We start from the raw sequence: 14825 nt of genomic DNA on the forward strand, positions 1-14825 counted from the left end.
GGGCGGCACCCGAGCCTCGGGTGCCGCCCTTCAGCACGTGCGCGGGGGCCTGCGGCCGGTCGGCGCGTCAGGCGGTGGCCACCGCGGCTCCGGCCGGGGCGGTGGCGGCGGCGGTGCGGGCCAGGGTGCCGGTGGTGAGCAGGTACTGGCCAGCGAGGTAGGTGGCCATCACCAGGAAGCCGTGCCCGGGAAGGTGCTTCCAGTGGGCCAGGTCGGTGGCGATCAGGGTGTCGGAGAGCAGGAACAGCGCCCCGCCGAGGCCGGCCCGCCCGTTGATGCCCGCGGAGCTCACCGCGGTGGCGGTCAGCAGCAGGCTGTAGCCGGCCACCGCGATCTGCAGGTCGCCGAGGTCCGGCCAGAGCTGACTGATCAGCACCCCCCAGGCGACCGCGTACCCGGCGGCGGTGAGCAGCGCGCGGCGGCGGTCGGCGAACGCGCCGAGCCTCACGAACATGGTCACGTAGCAGAGGTGGCCGAGCGCGAAGGAGCCCATCCCGGCGAGGAAGGCGGGGGTGGTGCCGAACTGCAGCAGGATGTCGCCGCCCGCGCCGAACAGCAGCGCGGGGATCAGCAGCCGGGGCGCGGCGGCCGCGCCGGCCCACACCCAGGCGGCGAGCAGCGGCATCAGCAGCGGCTTGGTGAGGTTCTGCAGCAGCGTCAGGTGGACGAGGATCGCCAGCAGGTGCACGACCGAGACGGCGGCGAAGGCGATCAGCAGGGCCCGCGCGGTGCGCGGGTCGCGGACGGTGGTGGTCATGCGGCTGCGCCCTCCGGGCCGGCGGCGGGACGGTCGGCGGTGCGGTCGGCGGCCGGGGCGGGCTGCCAGCCCGGGCCCTTGGCCAGGTGGCGAAGCCGGTCGCCCCAGGTGGTGGCGGTGCGGACGTCCCGGGCGATCGACAGGTACTCGTGGGTGGCGACCTTCAGCGGGTTGAAGGTGCCGATGTTCTTGGTCAGGCCGTACACCGGGCGCTCGGCCTCCGCGGCGAAGCTGCCGAACATCCGGTCGAAGACGATCAGGATGCCGCCGAAGTTGCGGTCCAGGTAGCCGCCCTGCGAGGCGTGGTGGACCCGGTGGTGGGAGGGCGTGTTGAACACGTACTCGATCGGCCGGGGCAGCGTGCCGATCCGCTCGGTGTGGATCCAGAACTGGTAGACCAGGTTGGCCGAGGAGCAGAACGCCAGCGCCGCCGGGTGCACGCCCGCCAGGATCATCGGCAGGTAGAAGACCCAGCTGGTGGCGCTGGTCCAGGGCTGGCGCAGCGCGGTGGAGAGGTTGTAGTGCCGGCTGGAGTGGTGCACCACGTGGCAGGCCCAGAGGATCCGGATCACGTGGTGGCCACGGTGCGACCAGTAGTAGAAGAAGTCCTGGGCGAGCAGCATCAGCGGCACCGTCCACCACAGCACCGGCACCCGAAGCGGCGTCAACTCGTACAGGAACGAGTAGATCGCCACGATCGGGATCTTCCAACCCGCGTCGAACAGCAGCGAGCCCAGACCCATGGTCAGGCTGGTCGCGGTGTCCTTGGCGGCGTATCCCTGCTCGTCCTCGTCCGGGTGCAGGCGGAAGGACACCAGCTCCAGGACGGTGAGCAGGACGAAGGCGGGTATCGACCAGAGCACGACGTCGGGCAGGTGAGGCATGCCCAGACCATAGGGGACGGCGGCGACCAGCGGAAGAGGTGGTTACCGGCGCGTAGCACTCGGTATGCCGTCTACTCTTGGGGGCGACATGGAGCGGCACGAAGCAGCCGCCCGCGCCGCCACCGCGGCCGGGGGCACGGGGATCGGGCGCACGGGCGGGGCGGGACGACTCGCTGCCCCTGTGCGCGTCGGCGCACCCGCTGACGGTGCGTACGAGCAGCTCCGCCGTGCCCGGACGGAACTGGCGCAGCGGTTCGCGGCCGCCGAACCCGCCGACGCGCAGCGGCTGTTCGCCGCCCGGTTCGGGCTGTACGGCGCCCGGCACCTCGGCGGCGCCCCGGAGCAGGCCGAACCCGCGCCCGGCACCAGCTGGTGGCACGGGCCGAGCGTCCACCACGCCACCTCCCCGCTGTTCCGGCCGCTCGGCTACCGCCGGGTCCGACGCGAGGCCCCCGCGGCCCCGGCCGCCGCCCCCACCGGCGGCGGGCGCCACCGCAAGCCCGAACTCCCGCCCGGCGGCGGCGACCGCACCGCGGCCGCCGAACGGCGCACCGCCGCCCGGCTGCTGCTCGCCCACCCGCTGGTCACCGCCGACGGCCCGCACGGCGCCGCGCTGCCGCTGATCCGCCGTCACGCCGAGGCGCTCGCCGAGCAGTTCCACACCCTGCTCGGCTACCGGCTCACCCTCGGCCCCGCCCACGCCCGGCTGCACAAAGCGGACATTCCCGGCCGCGGACTCCCGGGCCTCACCCCCGACGGCTACGCCGAGCTGGTCACCGCCCTCGCCGCCCTGGCCGACGGCGACAGCGCCGAGCCCGAACGGCCCGAGGTGCGCGCCGTGCTCGCCGACTGGCGGCTGCCCGCCGGGCAGGAGGGACGCGACCTGGCCGCCCAGATGCTCGACGGCCCCGGGCTGCCGCCCGCCGGGCCGGAGCTGACGGTGCGCCGGCTGCTCGCCGAGACCCCGGTGGTGCTGCTCGACGACCTGGCCCCCGCCGAACGCGCCCACCTGGACGGCGCCCGGCGGGCCGAGACGGAACGGTTCGCCGGCTTCCTCGGCCTGACCGCCGAGATACGCGCCGAGGGCGTCGCCCTGCTCGACCCCGCCGACGAGCTCACCGACCTCGCGCTGCCCGGCCCCGGCACCCTCGCCCAGGCCGCCCTGCTGCTCGCCGAACGGCTGGTCGAGGAGCTCCGCCCGGTCACCGCCGACACCGCCCCGCCCGCCGTGCTGATCCCCGACGCGCTGATAGACGGCGCCCTCGGCGACATCACCGACGACTACGGCCTGCGGGCCGGCTGGGACGCCGGGTACCTCGCCGACCTGGCCGCCTTCCGCCGGGACGCGCTCGACCTGCTGCACCGGATGGGCCTGGCGGCGCCCGCCGGCCGCGCCTGGGTGCTGCGGGCCCCCGCCGCCCGGTACGCCCCGCAGGCCGAACTCCAGCCCGCCCCCGGCTCCGGCCGGCACTCCCGGCCCGCGACGCAGACCGTCCCCGCACCGGGGCGGGGACGGGACCGTCAGTCGGTGTGAGCCGCGCCGGGACGCGTCACAGCGGGCGGACCTGCTCGGCGACCGGCCGGAACTCCTGCACGGTCTCCTGGTACTGCACCCGCTGGCCCTGGTGCAGGATGCGGTCCTCGCTGTCGGCGAGGACGGAGTCGTAGTAGACGGCGACCTCGGGGCCGCCCGAGTCGGGGGTGATGTAGCCGTAGGCGTGGTGGATGTTGAACCACTTCACGGTGCCGGTCTCCATGGTGGGACTCCCTTCGGGCCGGTTACCCTCAGTATCGGCCGGGCCCCCGGCGCCCACCACCCGTCCGCTCAACGGCCGCTCGCGGCCGCCGCGGCGACCGCCGGCCGATGGTCCCGGACCGTCTCCACGGTGGCGCCGACGCCCAGGCTGCCCAGGGCGATGGAGGCCGCGACGGCGGCGCAGGCCAGTATCCGGCGGTGCAGCTTCGGCAGGGGGAAGCGCGACGCGGGTACGGAGAGGACGGGACGGGCGTTCATGTCCCCGAGCATTCCAGCGGGGTGTTACGCGGTCGCGAAACGCGGGTGAAGTCTGGACGGGATCTCAGCATCGGAACCGGCACCACCGGATCGCCGCAGGTGGCGACCGTGATCGTGAGTGTGCGCAGGCTCAGGCGGGCGCCTCCTGCGGTTCGTACGGGGTGAGCACCAGCCGGACCATCTCCTCCAGCCGGCTGCGGGCGTCGTCCAGCGTGGTGCGGCCGGTCACCCAGGCCGTCAGCTCGCCCTGCCAGGCGTGGCCCACCATGTGCCGCACCAGCTCGGCGGAGGCCGGCGGGACCTCCGGCATCACCGCGTGCAGTGCCGCCCGGTCCGCCCGGGCCAGGCCCTGCAGCGCCTCGCTGGCGAAGGGGTCGGTGGAGGTCGCCACCGCGACCCGCAGCCGGGCCAGTTCGGGCTGCCGCTGGTAGGCCCGCATGCCGCGCCGCACGAAGCGCACCGCCCGCTCGGTGGGCGAGGCGCTGCGGGCCGCCCCCACCTCGCCGACCAGGTCGGCCAGCAGCAGCCGGTGCCAGTCCGCTATGGCCGCGGCCAGCAGGTGGTCCTTGGACGAGAAGTACCGGTAGGCGGTGCCGAGCGCGACTCCCGAACGCTCCGACACCTGTTTCATCTGGAGCCGTTCCACGCCGATCTCGGTCACCAGGGCCAGGGCGGCGGACAGGAGCGAGCCGCGGCGTTCGAGCTGACGGGGGGACATCGCCTCCACCGGACGAGGTGACAGGTCAACCTTGGTCACCCGAACCATGATACGTGGCGGGTCCTCGCCGCGGTATGACGCCGACGAGGGCCGGCTGAACACCCCTCAGGAACCGGCGGCCCTCAGCGGTCGGTCGGGCGCAGCTCGCGCAGCAGCGTCTCCTGCACCGCCGAGGCCACCAACTGGCCGTCCCGGTCGTAGAACTCGCCCATCGCCAGGCCCCGGCCGTCCGAGGCGGACGGGCTGCGCTGGGCGAACAGCAGCCACTCGTCGGCGCGGAACGGGCGGTGGAACCACATCGCGTGGTCCAGCGAGGCCAGTGCCACCCGGGACTCCTCGACCCGGTGCACCCGGTGCGGCTGCAGGTGCAGCGCGGTGGTGGAGGCCAGCGTCAGGTCGGAGAGGTAGGTCAGCGCGCAGGTCTGCAGCAGCGGGTCCGCGCCGGGCAGCTCGGTGCCCGTCCGCAGCCAGACGAACTGCTGGGGGACGCCCGGCACTTCGGGCGGCATCCCCGGGGCGTCGGCCGGCACGAAGCGCATCTGCAGGGCGCGGAAGATCGCGGCCTTGGCGAACTCCTCCGGGGCGTCCCGCTCCCAGGCCAGGAACGGGTCCGGCAGCTCCTCCGGGCCCGGCACCGGCGGCATGGTGCGCTGGCGCTGGCCCGAGGGCTCCGGCCGCTTGAACGACGCCGACATGGTGAAGATCGCCTCGCCGCGCTGCACCGCCGTCACCCGCCGGGTCGCGTACGAGGCCCCGGTGCGCACCCGGTCGACCTGGTAGACGATCGGCCGCCGCGGGTCGCCCGGGCGCAGGAAGTAGCCGTGCAGGCTGTGCACCCGGCGGGCCTCCTCCACGGTCCGCCCCGCGGAGGTCAGCGCCTGCGCCGCCACCTGCCCGCCGAACGCGCGCAGCGGCGCACCGGCGTGGCAGCGGCCCCGGAACAGGTTCTCCTCCAGTTCCTCGATGCCGAGGAGCTCGGCGAAGCCGTCCGGCCCGGTGTCGGAGGGGTCCTGCGGGAGGGGGGCATCGGTCACGCCCGTCATGCTAGAACACGTTCCACCCAGGAGTTCGCGTGGCGTGGGTCACCCGCCGTGGCGCGGGCGGGCGGGGCCGGGTTCGAGAACGAGGGCGCCTCGGTGGACGATCCGGTGCAGCGGCTCGGGGTGCACCGGGTAGCGAGGAGTCCTGCCCGCCGTCGCCCTGGTGGAGAGCGCGCTGCGCGGGTGGGCCCGCGGGGCTGGTGGCGGGGTCAGGACTTCGGGACGGTGTTCACGTAGTTCGTGCCGGCGCTGTAGAAGCCGTCGACCGTCTTCTGGACGTCCGCCTGGGAGAGCGCCTCGTCGGCCTTGTAGTAGAACCAGTTGACCTTCAGGTTCCAGGTGCGCTGGCCGCTGATGCTCGAGGGGAGGTCGATGAACCAGTTGCTGAAGTGGACGTCCACCTTCTCCCGCAGGGTGTACTTGCCGGTGCTGGTGGACAGCTCCTTGCCGTCCAGGGTGTAGGTGACCTTCCCGTCCTGGGCGGTGATCATCATGAGGTGCCAGCCCTCGAGGCGCTGCTTGAGCGGGTGGGTGACCCGGTCCGCGGGGTCGGCCTTGAACCAGCTGGTGGTGTCGAGCTGCGGGCCGGGCGTGCCCCAGCCGCCGTTCGGGTAGTACTCGTAGTCGAGCTCGCTGTAGTTCGGCGAGGAGTCCGAGGGGGAGATCGGGAAGTACGACTGGGCGACATGGTCGCCGTTCCGGCCGCTCGCGGGCTTGTCGCTGAGATAGACCCGGGCAGCGAAGGTGCCGTTGAAGAGGGTGGCGCCGGTGCTCTGGATCTCGGTCTGCCGGGTGCCCTTGGGAGTGCCGTCGGTGGAGGCCTGCAGCTGCAGGACCCGGCCGCCCTGGGCGGTGGCGTCGGCGGGGAAGCCGGCGCCGGCCGAGGACCAGGTGTCCTTGATGCCGGGGCCGCCCCCGCCCTCGCGGACCTGCCAGCCGTGCGCGGTGAGTGACGGGTCGTCGGCGCCGCTGTAGTGGAAGTTGTCGAACAGGGTCCCGGGCGGGCCGGTCGGCGTCGGCGAGGCGCTGGGGGAGGCCGCGCCCTTCGCGGGCGCCCCCTTCGCTGACGCGGTGTCACCCCCGTCGGACGACGGGCTGCCGGAGCACGCGGCGAGGAGGCACGCGAGGGTCGGCAGCGTGAGCACGCTCCACGCGCGGTGACGACGGGTGCGGCGGGGCTGGCTCACACGAACTCCTTGGGGCGGCGGAGGCGGTACCCGGAGCCGCCCGTGGCACGAAGATCAATGGATGACTGACCGTATGACGATCAGATGGGGGGTCATCCTAACGAAGCGTGCAAGCCCCACCGCCCCCGCCCAGGGGTGCGCGCGGTGCTGCGCCCCGGCCCCGCCGGACCCGCATCGACCAGGCATGACAACCGTGCGTGCACGCTTACGGGTGGGTACACCTGCCCCGGTATTCCAATCCGATTACGACACCCGAACAGATCAGGCCAAAAGCAGACATCGGGTCACATTCGCTTCAGGCCGGTGCCGTAGCGTGCGCCCTACGCTTCCGCGGTCCACGTACCCTGCACTGAAAGGCCTCGCAAGGTGCGAAACGTCATCACCCCCACCGAACGCGGATCGGCGCACCAGGCCCAGCCTGACATGTTCGAGTCGGACTTCGAGGAGCCCGCCTCCTTCGAGGAGCCCGCCCCCACACCCGTGTTCGTCTCCCGGTCGGGAATGCGCGGCCGGCTGCTGCGCGGCCTGGGCTGGCCGGTCTCGGTAACCGGCGCCATCCTCGCGGTGGCCATGGGCAGCAGCCTGGTCGGTGTGCAGGCGGACGCCCCCGCGATGGGCATACCCGTGCAGCCCTCGCGCTCGCCCGTCACCTCGCCCTCACCCACGCCGTCGCCGTCCCCCTCCGCCTCGCCCTCCTCGTCGTCCTCGCCCCGGACGGGCACGCGCTCCGCGACGCCCTCGGCGAAGACCTCCGGCGCCACGGCGAAGTCCACGACCACCACCTCGCACGCGGCGACGCCTTCGGGCCAGGCCAGCAAGCACCCCTGATCGTCCGCACCACCCATCTCCAGGAGCGTCATTGTCCCGCCACCAGCGCCGCCGGCAGTCCCTGCTGAGGCCGCGCCGACTGGCCGCCCCGCCGCTGCGCTTCTTCATGCCGCTGTCGCTGCTGGCCTGCCTGCTCGCGCTGCTCGTGCTGCGCGGCCTCGCCACCAACGAGGTGTTCCACGACACCCGGATCGCGATCTCGGTGGACAAGGACACGGTTCCGCAGAACCTGCTCAAGGGCGGGCCGATCATCGACGCGCGCGGCTCCAAGAACGCGCACCCGGTGAGCTACGGCATCCCCGAGAAGACCGTGGTGCTGAGCTTCGACGACGGCCCCTCGCCGGACTGGACGCCGAAGATCCTCCAGGTGCTCGCCGCCCACGACATCCAAGCGGACTTCTTCGTGACCGGTGCGATGACCACCCGCAACCCGGAGCTGATCCGGCAGATCGTCGCGGGCGGCCACGAGATCGGCGTGCACACCTTCACCCACCCCGACCTGGCGTACCAGTCGCACGCCCGGATCAGCTGGGAGCTCGCGCAGACGCAGCTGGCGCTGGCCGGCGTCGCCGGCATCCACAGCGCGCTGTTCCGCCCGCCGTACTCCTCCGACGCCTCGGCGCTGGACGACTGGAACTACCCGGTCATCAAGTACGTGGGCGCGCACGGCTACCTCACCGCGTTCATCGACAAGGACACCGACGACTGGAAGAAGCCCGGTGTCGACGAGATCGTCAAGGCCGCGCTGCCCAGCACGCCCGGCGCGGGCGAGCTGATCCTGCTGCACGACGCCGGTGGCGACCGCTCCGAGACCATCACCGCGCTCGAACAGATCATCACCAAGCTGCAGGGCGAGGGCTACCGCTTCACCACCATCTCCGACGCGCTCGGCGCCACCGACGCCAACGTCCCGGTGCACGGCTTCCAGCTGTGGGCGGGCAAGGGCTTCATCTGGGCCAGCAAGTTCTCCGTGCTGACCCTGCCGGTCCTGGTCGGGATGCTGGCCGTCGTCGGCTTCCTCAACTTCGGCCGGTTCGCGCTGATGCTGGTCCTCGCGCCGCTGCACGCCCGCCGCGCCAAGCGGCGCGACGCCTGGGGGCCGCCGATCACCGAGCCGGTCACCGTGCTGGTCCCGGCCTACAACGAGCGCGAGTGCATCGCCAACACCCTCAACTCGCTGGCCGCCAGCGACTATCCGATCGAGGTCATCGTCATCGACGACGGCTCCACGGACGGCACCGCGGACATCGTCGAGGAGATGGCGATGCCGTTCGTCCGGCTGATCCGCAAGGTCAACGGCGGCAAGTCCAGCGCGCTCAACACCGGCATCGCGGCCGCCTCGCACGAGATCATCGTGATGATGGACGGCGACACCGTCTTCGAGCCCTCCACCGTGCGCGAGCTGGTCCAGCCGTTCGGCGACCCGAGGATCGGCGCGGTCGCGGGCAACGCCAAGGTCGGCAACCGGGACAGCCTGATCGGCGCCTGGCAGCACATCGAGTACGTCCTCGGCCACAACCTGGACCGCCGGATGTACGACATGCTCAACGTCATCCCGACCATCCCCGGCGCGGTCGGCGCCTTCCGCAAGGAGGCCCTGGAGCACGTCGGCGGGATGAGCGACGACACCCTCGCCGAGGACACCGACATCACCATCGCGGTGCTCTGCGACGGTTGGCGGATCGTCTACGCCGAGCACGCGCGCGCCTGGACCGAGGCCCCCGCCAGCCTCCAGCAGCTCTGGTCCCAGCGGTACCGCTGGAGCTACGGCTCCATGCAGGCGCTGTGGAAGCACCGCGGCGCGGTGACCTCCCGCGGCCCGGCCGGACGCTTCGGCCGGCTCGGGATGCCGCTCGTCGTGCTGTTCGGCGTGGTCGCCCCGCTGCTGGCGCCGCTGGTCGACATGTTCCTGCTGTACGGCGTGCTGTTCGCGGACGCCCCGATCACCCTCACCAGCTGGGGCGGCTTCATCCTGCTCCAGGGCGCGCTGTCCTGGTACGCCTTCCGGCTCGACCGCGAGAAGCCCTGGCACCTGATCAGCCTGCCGATCCAGCAACTGGTCTACCGGCAGCTGATGTACATCGTCCTCCTGCAGTCCACGATCACGGCGCTGACCGGTGGGCGGCTGCGCTGGCAGAAGCTCCGGCGCACCGGCGAGGTCGCCGCACCCGTGGAGGCCTGACCGTGACCACATCCACCGACTCCGGGCTCAGCCAGGACACCATGCAGCTGCGGATCCCGGCCGTGCTGCTTGAGCAGGCCGAGGAGGCGCCGAAGCGCAAGGGCGGCCGCGACCGCTACCTCGACCTGCTGCGCGCACTGGCCCTGGTCCGCGTGATCCTTTACCACAACTTCGCCTGGTTCTGGCTGCCCATCGTCTTCCCGTCGATGGGCGTGATGTTCGCGCTGGCGGGCTCGCTGATGACCCGCTCGCTCAGCCGCCCCGCCCTCGGCGTGATCCGCGGCCGACTGCGCCGACTGCTGCCGCCGATGTGGCTGTTCGGCGCCATCATGCTGGCGCTCCAGATACGCGACGGCTGGGGTCCGAACTCCGAGGGCCACCCCGCCTGGTGGTGGGGCAAGCTGGTGTTCTGGTTCCTGCCGCTGAGCACCCCGCCGTTCGCCGAACAGCTGCACGGCTTCCAGCACCACGTGGACGCCGGCTGGGCCGCGCAGGTCATCGTGCCGCTGTGGTACCTCCGGGCCTACCTCTGGTACGTGCTGCTCTCGCCGCTGATGCTGTGGGCGCTGCGGCGCTTCCCGGTGGTCACGCTGCTCGCGCCGCTGGCGATGGTGATCGTGATGAACGGGTTCTTCGCCGACCAGGAGTTCATCTACGGCCGGGTCTGGGAGACCGCCAACGACTTCGCCACCTTCGGCTCCTGCTGGATCCTCGGCATGGCCCACCAGGAAGGGCTGCTCAAGAGGATCCCGCAGTACGTCCTGCCGTCCCTCGCACCGCTGGTCATGGTGGCGGGCTTCTGGTACCTGCAGACCCGGCCGGTCGATCCGGCCCAGGCGACCGACATCGAGTCCTGGCCGATCGCCCAGGCCGTGTGGTCCTTCGGCTTCGTCGCCCTGCTGCTGCACATCAGCCCGTCGTGGGAGCAGTGGCCGGCGCCGCTGGAACGCTGGAACGGCCTGGTCAGCCTGCTCAACTCACGTGCCGTCAGCGTCTACCTCTGGCACCAGACCGCGCTGGTGGCCGCCGTCCCGCTGATCGACCCGCTGTGGAGCGTGCCGTTCTTCTACGACCACCTCCAGTGGCTGCTGACCAGCCCCTGGTTCACGCTGCTGGCGGCGATCCCGCTGCTCGTCCTGCTGGTGGTGACCTTCGGCTGGGCGGAGGACGTGGCCGCCAAGCGCTCGCCGCGGCTCTTCCCGTACCCGCGCCGCCAGCGCGGCAAGCGCCGGGCCGCGGTCGTCTAGACGCGCGGCGGGCCCCGCGGGTGTGCGGGGGTCCGCCGGCTGACGTGGGGTCAGGCGTTCCAGGGGGCGGTGGGGAACCAGAGGTAGCCGAGGCGGCCGAGCACCTTGATGTCCCAGTAGATGATGGTGAAGACCCCGGCGACGATGAAGGCGACCGCGGTGAGGGCGGCGGCCCGGCTCGGCTTGGCGGCGACCCAGCGGCGCAGGCGCTCGCCGAGGAGCAGCGAGAGCAGCAGCGCGAGCGCGGCCATCACCAGCATGTTGCCCACCGACTGGAGGACGAAGGCGAGCGCGCCGTAGCCCGGGTTGTGGGTGTTGGCGGCGTGCCGGAACAGGTCCCGGAAGAGCGGGTACGGGCGGCCGATCAGGAAGCCGCCGACCAGGGCGCCGAGGACCACCATGCGGGCGTTCGGGAAACGGCGGGTGAGCGGGCCGAGCGGGTCGGGGACGACCCCGGCGGCGGCCAGGCCGAGGACCGTCATGGCCAGGCCGATCAGGCCGAAGGCGATCATCGACTGGGCGGTGCGCGGCGAGATGGTGCCGGGGGCCGCGGCGGCGGTCGCGAACTGCGGCATCCGGGTGCCGACGATGCCGACCAGCGCGCCGTACAGCGCGGAGACCGGGAGCATGCCGGCGGCCATCCAGCCGAGCGGGCGCAGCACCACCAGCAGCCGCTCGCGGCGGGTCCCGGCCTCGCCGACCAGCTGGCCGACGGCGCCGAACACCGCGATGTTGCAGGCGGTGAAGGAGCCGGCCAGGCCGGAGACCAGGGCGAACACCACTCCGGCGGCGATGCCGGAGATCGGCGTCTTGTGCGCGTCGTGGCCGAGCAGGGTGTTGGCGGTGTTCACCCCGATCTCGGTGTCCACGAGCTTCGCGGACCAGGCGTAGGCGAGCAGCAGCGCGGCCACCGCGCTGCCGACGACCAGTAAGGCGCGGCGGCGCGGCGCGCGGGTCGTGAGGACCTCGCTGCGCGGCGGGGTGGAGACGACCTCGGTCATGGGCGGTTCCCTCCGGCGTGTGGGACTTTCGGGACGCACCGATTCTGTTTGCGGGGCCGAGGGGGCGCTTCTTCCAAAATGCTGCGTGCGGATTTCCGGGAACACCCGGGATTGCAGCGAGGTTAATTCTTGATTGGCCGTCAGGAATGTCGGAACGCCCGGCCTTTACCGGTGTTTGACTCGCGAACCAGGAGTTCCGCCCCGTCACACCAGGGGGAGCTCGCCCTCCGCGCCGGGCGCGGCCAGTGGCGCCTGCGGGCGGGCCGACGGACCGGCCAGCGGGGCGTCCGGCCGGTTCGGGCCGGTGAGCGCGGCCGGGGTGTCGGGGACGCCGGCGGGCAGCGGGGTGAGGCCGTCGGGGACGAGCAGCCCGGCGCCGCTGGGCATCGTCGCCACCGCGCGCCACCACAGTTTGAGGGCGGGCGGGTCGGCCGGTTCGAAGGGCTTGCCGGGGCGCGGCAGGGCGAGGTTCGTGCCGGCCGCCTGGGCGGCGGCGACCACCCGCTCGGCGGGCTCCTCCCACGGGTGCGGGGCCAGGTCGAAGGTGCACCAGTGGATCGGCAGCATGAGGTCGCCGCGCAGGTCGCGGTGGGCCTGCACGGCCTCCTCGGGCGTCAGGTGCACCTCGGGCCACTGCTCGGAGTACGCCCCGACCTGCAGCATCGTGGCGTCGAACGGGCCGAGCCGGCGGCCGATGTCGGCGAAGCCCGGGAAGTACCCGCTGTCGCCGCTGTGGAACACCCGGTGGCGTTTGCCCGCCACCGCCCAGGACGCCCACAGGAACTTGCTGCTCGGGCGCGGTCCGCGCGAGCAGTAGTGCCGGGCCGGGGTGGCGGTCAGCCGCAGGCCGTCGATCTCGGCCGACTCCCACCAGTCGAGTTCGACGATCAGCCGCGGCGGTACGCCCCAGTGCTCGAGGTGCGCGCCGATGCCGAGCGGCACCGCGAAGACCGCGTCGCCGGCGGCGAGGGTGCGCACGGTGTCCATGTCCAGGTGGTCGTAGTGGTCGTGGGAGATCACCACCACGTCCACCGGCCCGAGTTCGGTCAACGGCAGCGGCACGGGGTGCAGCCGCTTCGGGCCGATCCAGTCGAACGGGGAGCAGCGCTCGCTCCACACCGGGTCGAACAGCACCCGGACGCCGTCGAGTTCGGCCAGCACGGTGGAGTGGCCGAGCCAGGTCAGTCGCAGGCCGGAGGCGGGCGGGGTGGCCAGTTCGACGGGCAGCAGGCGGTGCAGCGGGACGGCGGCGGCCGGGGCGCGGCGGGTGTGGTCGATCGCCATCTTGCTGCGCAGCAGCGTCATCGGGGTGTGTGCGTAGACGAGGCGGCGGGTCGGCACCGGGTTGCGGAAGGCGCCGTCGACGAAGTGCGGGGAGTTCTGCACCCGGTGCCAGCGGTAGCCGCTCGGGTCGGCGCCGAACGCGTCGGTGCGCATCCGCTGCCAGGTGTCGTGCGGCAGCGTCCGGTAGGCGTGCTTGGCGTCGCGCAGTGCGAGCCCGGCCTCGGCGGCCAGTTCGCCGGCGCGGAACAGCCAGGAGACGGGGCGGGACACGGCACCTCCACGGTCGGACACCCGTACGGCGGCATGCCGGGCGTGGAGGCGGGGTGCCCCCGGGCGCGGGACGGCAGGCCGGAGGGCGACGCCCGGGCGGGCCCGCGGGGCCCGGGTCCGTGCGACGACCTCGCATCCGGACATTACCGGCCGAATCGGATGAAACCCGTCCGGAGCAGGTGAGGCGCGCCGCAGCGTAACGAGAAAGGACCGCCCCGGGTTGCGGGACGGTCCTCGGCTTCGGGGCCGGACGGGCGGCTCAGCCGGTGTAGAAGCGGGTGATGGCGTCCGCCACGCAGTGCGGCTTGGCGCTCTCCGCGCTGCTGATGGTGAACCGGACCACCACCTGCACGCCGCCGGGCACCGGCTCCGCCGAGACCAGCACGGCGCTCGCCCGCACCGCGGTGCCCACCGGCAGCGGCGCCGGGAAGCGCACCTTGTCCGAGCCGTAGTTGAGGGCCATCGCGACGCCGCCCTCGACGCCGTAGCACTCCTTCGCCAGCACCGGGATCAGCGACAGCGTCAGGTAGCCGTGGACGATCGTCCCGCCGAACGGCGACTCCTTGGCCCGCGCCGGGTCCACATGGATCCACTGGTGGTCGCCGGTCGCCTCGGCGAACAGGTTCACCCGCTCCTGGTCGATGGTGTGCCACTCGCTGGTGCCGAGCTCGGTGCCGACGGCGGCGGTCAGGTCGGCGAGCGAGGCGAAGATCGTCACGGTGCGCTCCACGGGTGCGTACGGGCCGGATCCGGCCCGTGAGGGCCGACTCCGGAGAGTATGCCTACCCGCCGGTCACCTGTCAGGGCCCGGGGCGGGTCCGCCGCCGGAGTGCGCAGCTCAGGACCGGTGGCCGAGCGGTGCGGAGGCGGGGCGCACCCGGCGGCCGGAGACCAGTTCGGGGGTGATCGCCACGTACTGCGGGCTCGGGTCCGGGATCCAGGGCAGCAGGCCGCCCGCCTCCAGTGCGGCGCGCTCGGCGCCGTCGCGCACCACCTGTGCGCGCCCGTGCACCAACACGCTCCAGCCGCTGTGGCCGTGCGGGTCGAAGTCGTCCACCTGGAACGCCGCCACCGTGCCGTCCAGCGCCCGGGCCGCCCCGGTGCCCGCCCGCAGCGCCAGGACCAGCCGACCGTCCGCGGCCACCTGGAAGGCCACCGGCAGCACCGCCGGCAGGGCGTGCTCGGTGTACACCACGCGGCCCAGCGGCACGCTGGCCAGCAGCCGGCGGCACTCCGCCTCGCTCAGCGTCTCCAGGGGCTCGTCACGGTCCATACCGCCGATGGTGCTCCTCCCGGGCGGGCGCAGATAGGGCCCATGGTCCCTGAGCTGGGGCTCATCGGGCCGATTCCGGCCCGCACCGACACCCGGCGGCGATAGCTTTGGCCACGGCCGGTGTCGCGCGCCCACCGGTC

General features: G+C 73.0%; 15 protein-coding genes. 4 read left to right on the top strand and 11 right to left on the bottom strand.

Going from position 1 to position 14825, the window contains the following annotated elements:
- Positions 1-67: 67 nt before the first annotated feature.
- On the bottom strand, positions 68-757 hold the full coding sequence (locus AB0K51_RS00100) for a lysoplasmalogenase (RefSeq protein ID WP_363448705.1): 690 nt from the start codon (positions 755-757) through the stop codon (positions 68-70).
- Complete coding sequence (locus AB0K51_RS00105) at positions 754-1641, bottom strand: sterol desaturase family protein (protein WP_363448707.1); 888 nt, start codon at positions 1639-1641, stop codon at positions 754-756. Before AB0K51_RS00105 ends, AB0K51_RS00100 begins: the two co-directional genes overlap by 4 nt.
- A gap of 181 nt (positions 1642-1822) precedes the next feature.
- Between AB0K51_RS00105 and AB0K51_RS00110 the strand changes: the two genes are divergently transcribed.
- Complete coding sequence (locus tag AB0K51_RS00110) at positions 1823-3175, top strand: DUF2398 family protein (RefSeq protein ID WP_363448709.1); 1353 nt, start codon at positions 1823-1825, stop codon at positions 3173-3175.
- 16 nt (positions 3176-3191) lie between these two features.
- Here the strand turns inward: AB0K51_RS00110 and AB0K51_RS00115 are convergent, their stop codons facing one another.
- The 5 genes from AB0K51_RS00115 to AB0K51_RS00135 all read right to left on the bottom strand — a co-directional run bounded on the left by AB0K51_RS00115 (position 3192) and on the right by AB0K51_RS00135 (position 6600).
- Positions 3192-3398, bottom strand: coding sequence for a cold shock domain-containing protein (locus AB0K51_RS00115; RefSeq protein ID WP_363448711.1), 207 nt, complete (start codon positions 3396-3398; stop codon positions 3192-3194).
- Between the two features lie 68 nt (positions 3399-3466).
- Positions 3467-3655, bottom strand: coding sequence for a hypothetical protein (locus tag AB0K51_RS00120; protein WP_363448713.1), 189 nt, complete (start codon positions 3653-3655; stop codon positions 3467-3469).
- 130 nt (positions 3656-3785) lie between these two features.
- Positions 3786-4412 carry a TetR/AcrR family transcriptional regulator gene (locus tag AB0K51_RS00125; protein ID WP_363448715.1) on the bottom strand — a complete coding sequence of 209 codons (627 nt, stop codon included), beginning with the start codon at positions 4410-4412 and terminating at the stop codon, positions 3786-3788.
- Positions 4413-4495: 83 nt separating this feature from the next.
- Positions 4496-5407 (bottom strand): acyl-CoA thioesterase II, encoded by a 912-nt coding sequence (locus tag AB0K51_RS00130; RefSeq protein WP_363448717.1) that lies wholly within the window; start codon positions 5405-5407, stop codon positions 4496-4498.
- A gap of 215 nt (positions 5408-5622) precedes the next feature.
- Entirely contained in the window at positions 5623-6600 is a 978-nt protein-coding gene (locus AB0K51_RS00135; protein ID WP_363448719.1) for a glycoside hydrolase family 16 protein, read from the bottom strand.
- 366 nt (positions 6601-6966) lie between these two features.
- Between AB0K51_RS00135 and AB0K51_RS00140 the strand changes: the two genes are divergently transcribed.
- The 3 genes from AB0K51_RS00140 to AB0K51_RS00150 all read left to right on the top strand — a co-directional run bounded on the left by AB0K51_RS00140 (position 6967) and on the right by AB0K51_RS00150 (position 10857).
- Positions 6967-7428, top strand: a complete 462-nt coding sequence (locus tag AB0K51_RS00140) for a hypothetical protein (protein ID WP_363448721.1) — start codon at positions 6967-6969, stop codon at positions 7426-7428.
- Between the two features lie 106 nt (positions 7429-7534).
- The gene (locus AB0K51_RS00145; RefSeq protein WP_363449317.1) at positions 7535-9610 is read left to right on the top strand and encodes a glycosyltransferase; all 2076 of its coding nucleotides are present in this window, start codon (positions 7535-7537) and stop codon (positions 9608-9610) included.
- A 2-nt stretch (positions 9611-9612) separates the two neighbouring features.
- Complete coding sequence (locus tag AB0K51_RS00150; RefSeq protein WP_363448723.1) at positions 9613-10857, top strand: acyltransferase; 1245 nt, start codon at positions 9613-9615, stop codon at positions 10855-10857.
- A 50-nt stretch (positions 10858-10907) separates the two neighbouring features.
- Here AB0K51_RS00150 and AB0K51_RS00155 read toward each other — a convergent pair whose 3' ends face one another.
- The 4 genes from AB0K51_RS00155 to AB0K51_RS00170 form a co-directional block, all read right to left on the bottom strand.
- Positions 10908-11858, bottom strand: a complete 951-nt coding sequence (locus AB0K51_RS00155) for a hypothetical protein (RefSeq protein WP_363448724.1) — start codon at positions 11856-11858, stop codon at positions 10908-10910.
- Between the two features lie 204 nt (positions 11859-12062).
- Positions 12063-13412, bottom strand: a complete 1350-nt coding sequence (locus AB0K51_RS00160) for an MBL fold metallo-hydrolase (RefSeq protein ID WP_363448725.1) — start codon at positions 13410-13412, stop codon at positions 12063-12065.
- A gap of 259 nt (positions 13413-13671) precedes the next feature.
- Positions 13672-14130 carry a MaoC family dehydratase gene (locus AB0K51_RS00165; RefSeq protein ID WP_363448726.1) on the bottom strand — a complete coding sequence of 153 codons (459 nt, stop codon included), beginning with the start codon at positions 14128-14130 and terminating at the stop codon, positions 13672-13674.
- 120 nt (positions 14131-14250) lie between these two features.
- Complete coding sequence (locus tag AB0K51_RS00170; protein WP_363448728.1) at positions 14251-14685, bottom strand: pyridoxamine 5'-phosphate oxidase family protein; 435 nt, start codon at positions 14683-14685, stop codon at positions 14251-14253.
- Positions 14686-14825: the final 140 nt, after the last annotated feature.

Origin of the sequence: Kitasatospora sp. NPDC049285, from assembly GCF_040678815.1 — a bacterium.
Taxonomy (GTDB): domain Bacteria; phylum Actinomycetota; class Actinomycetes; order Streptomycetales; family Streptomycetaceae; genus Kitasatospora.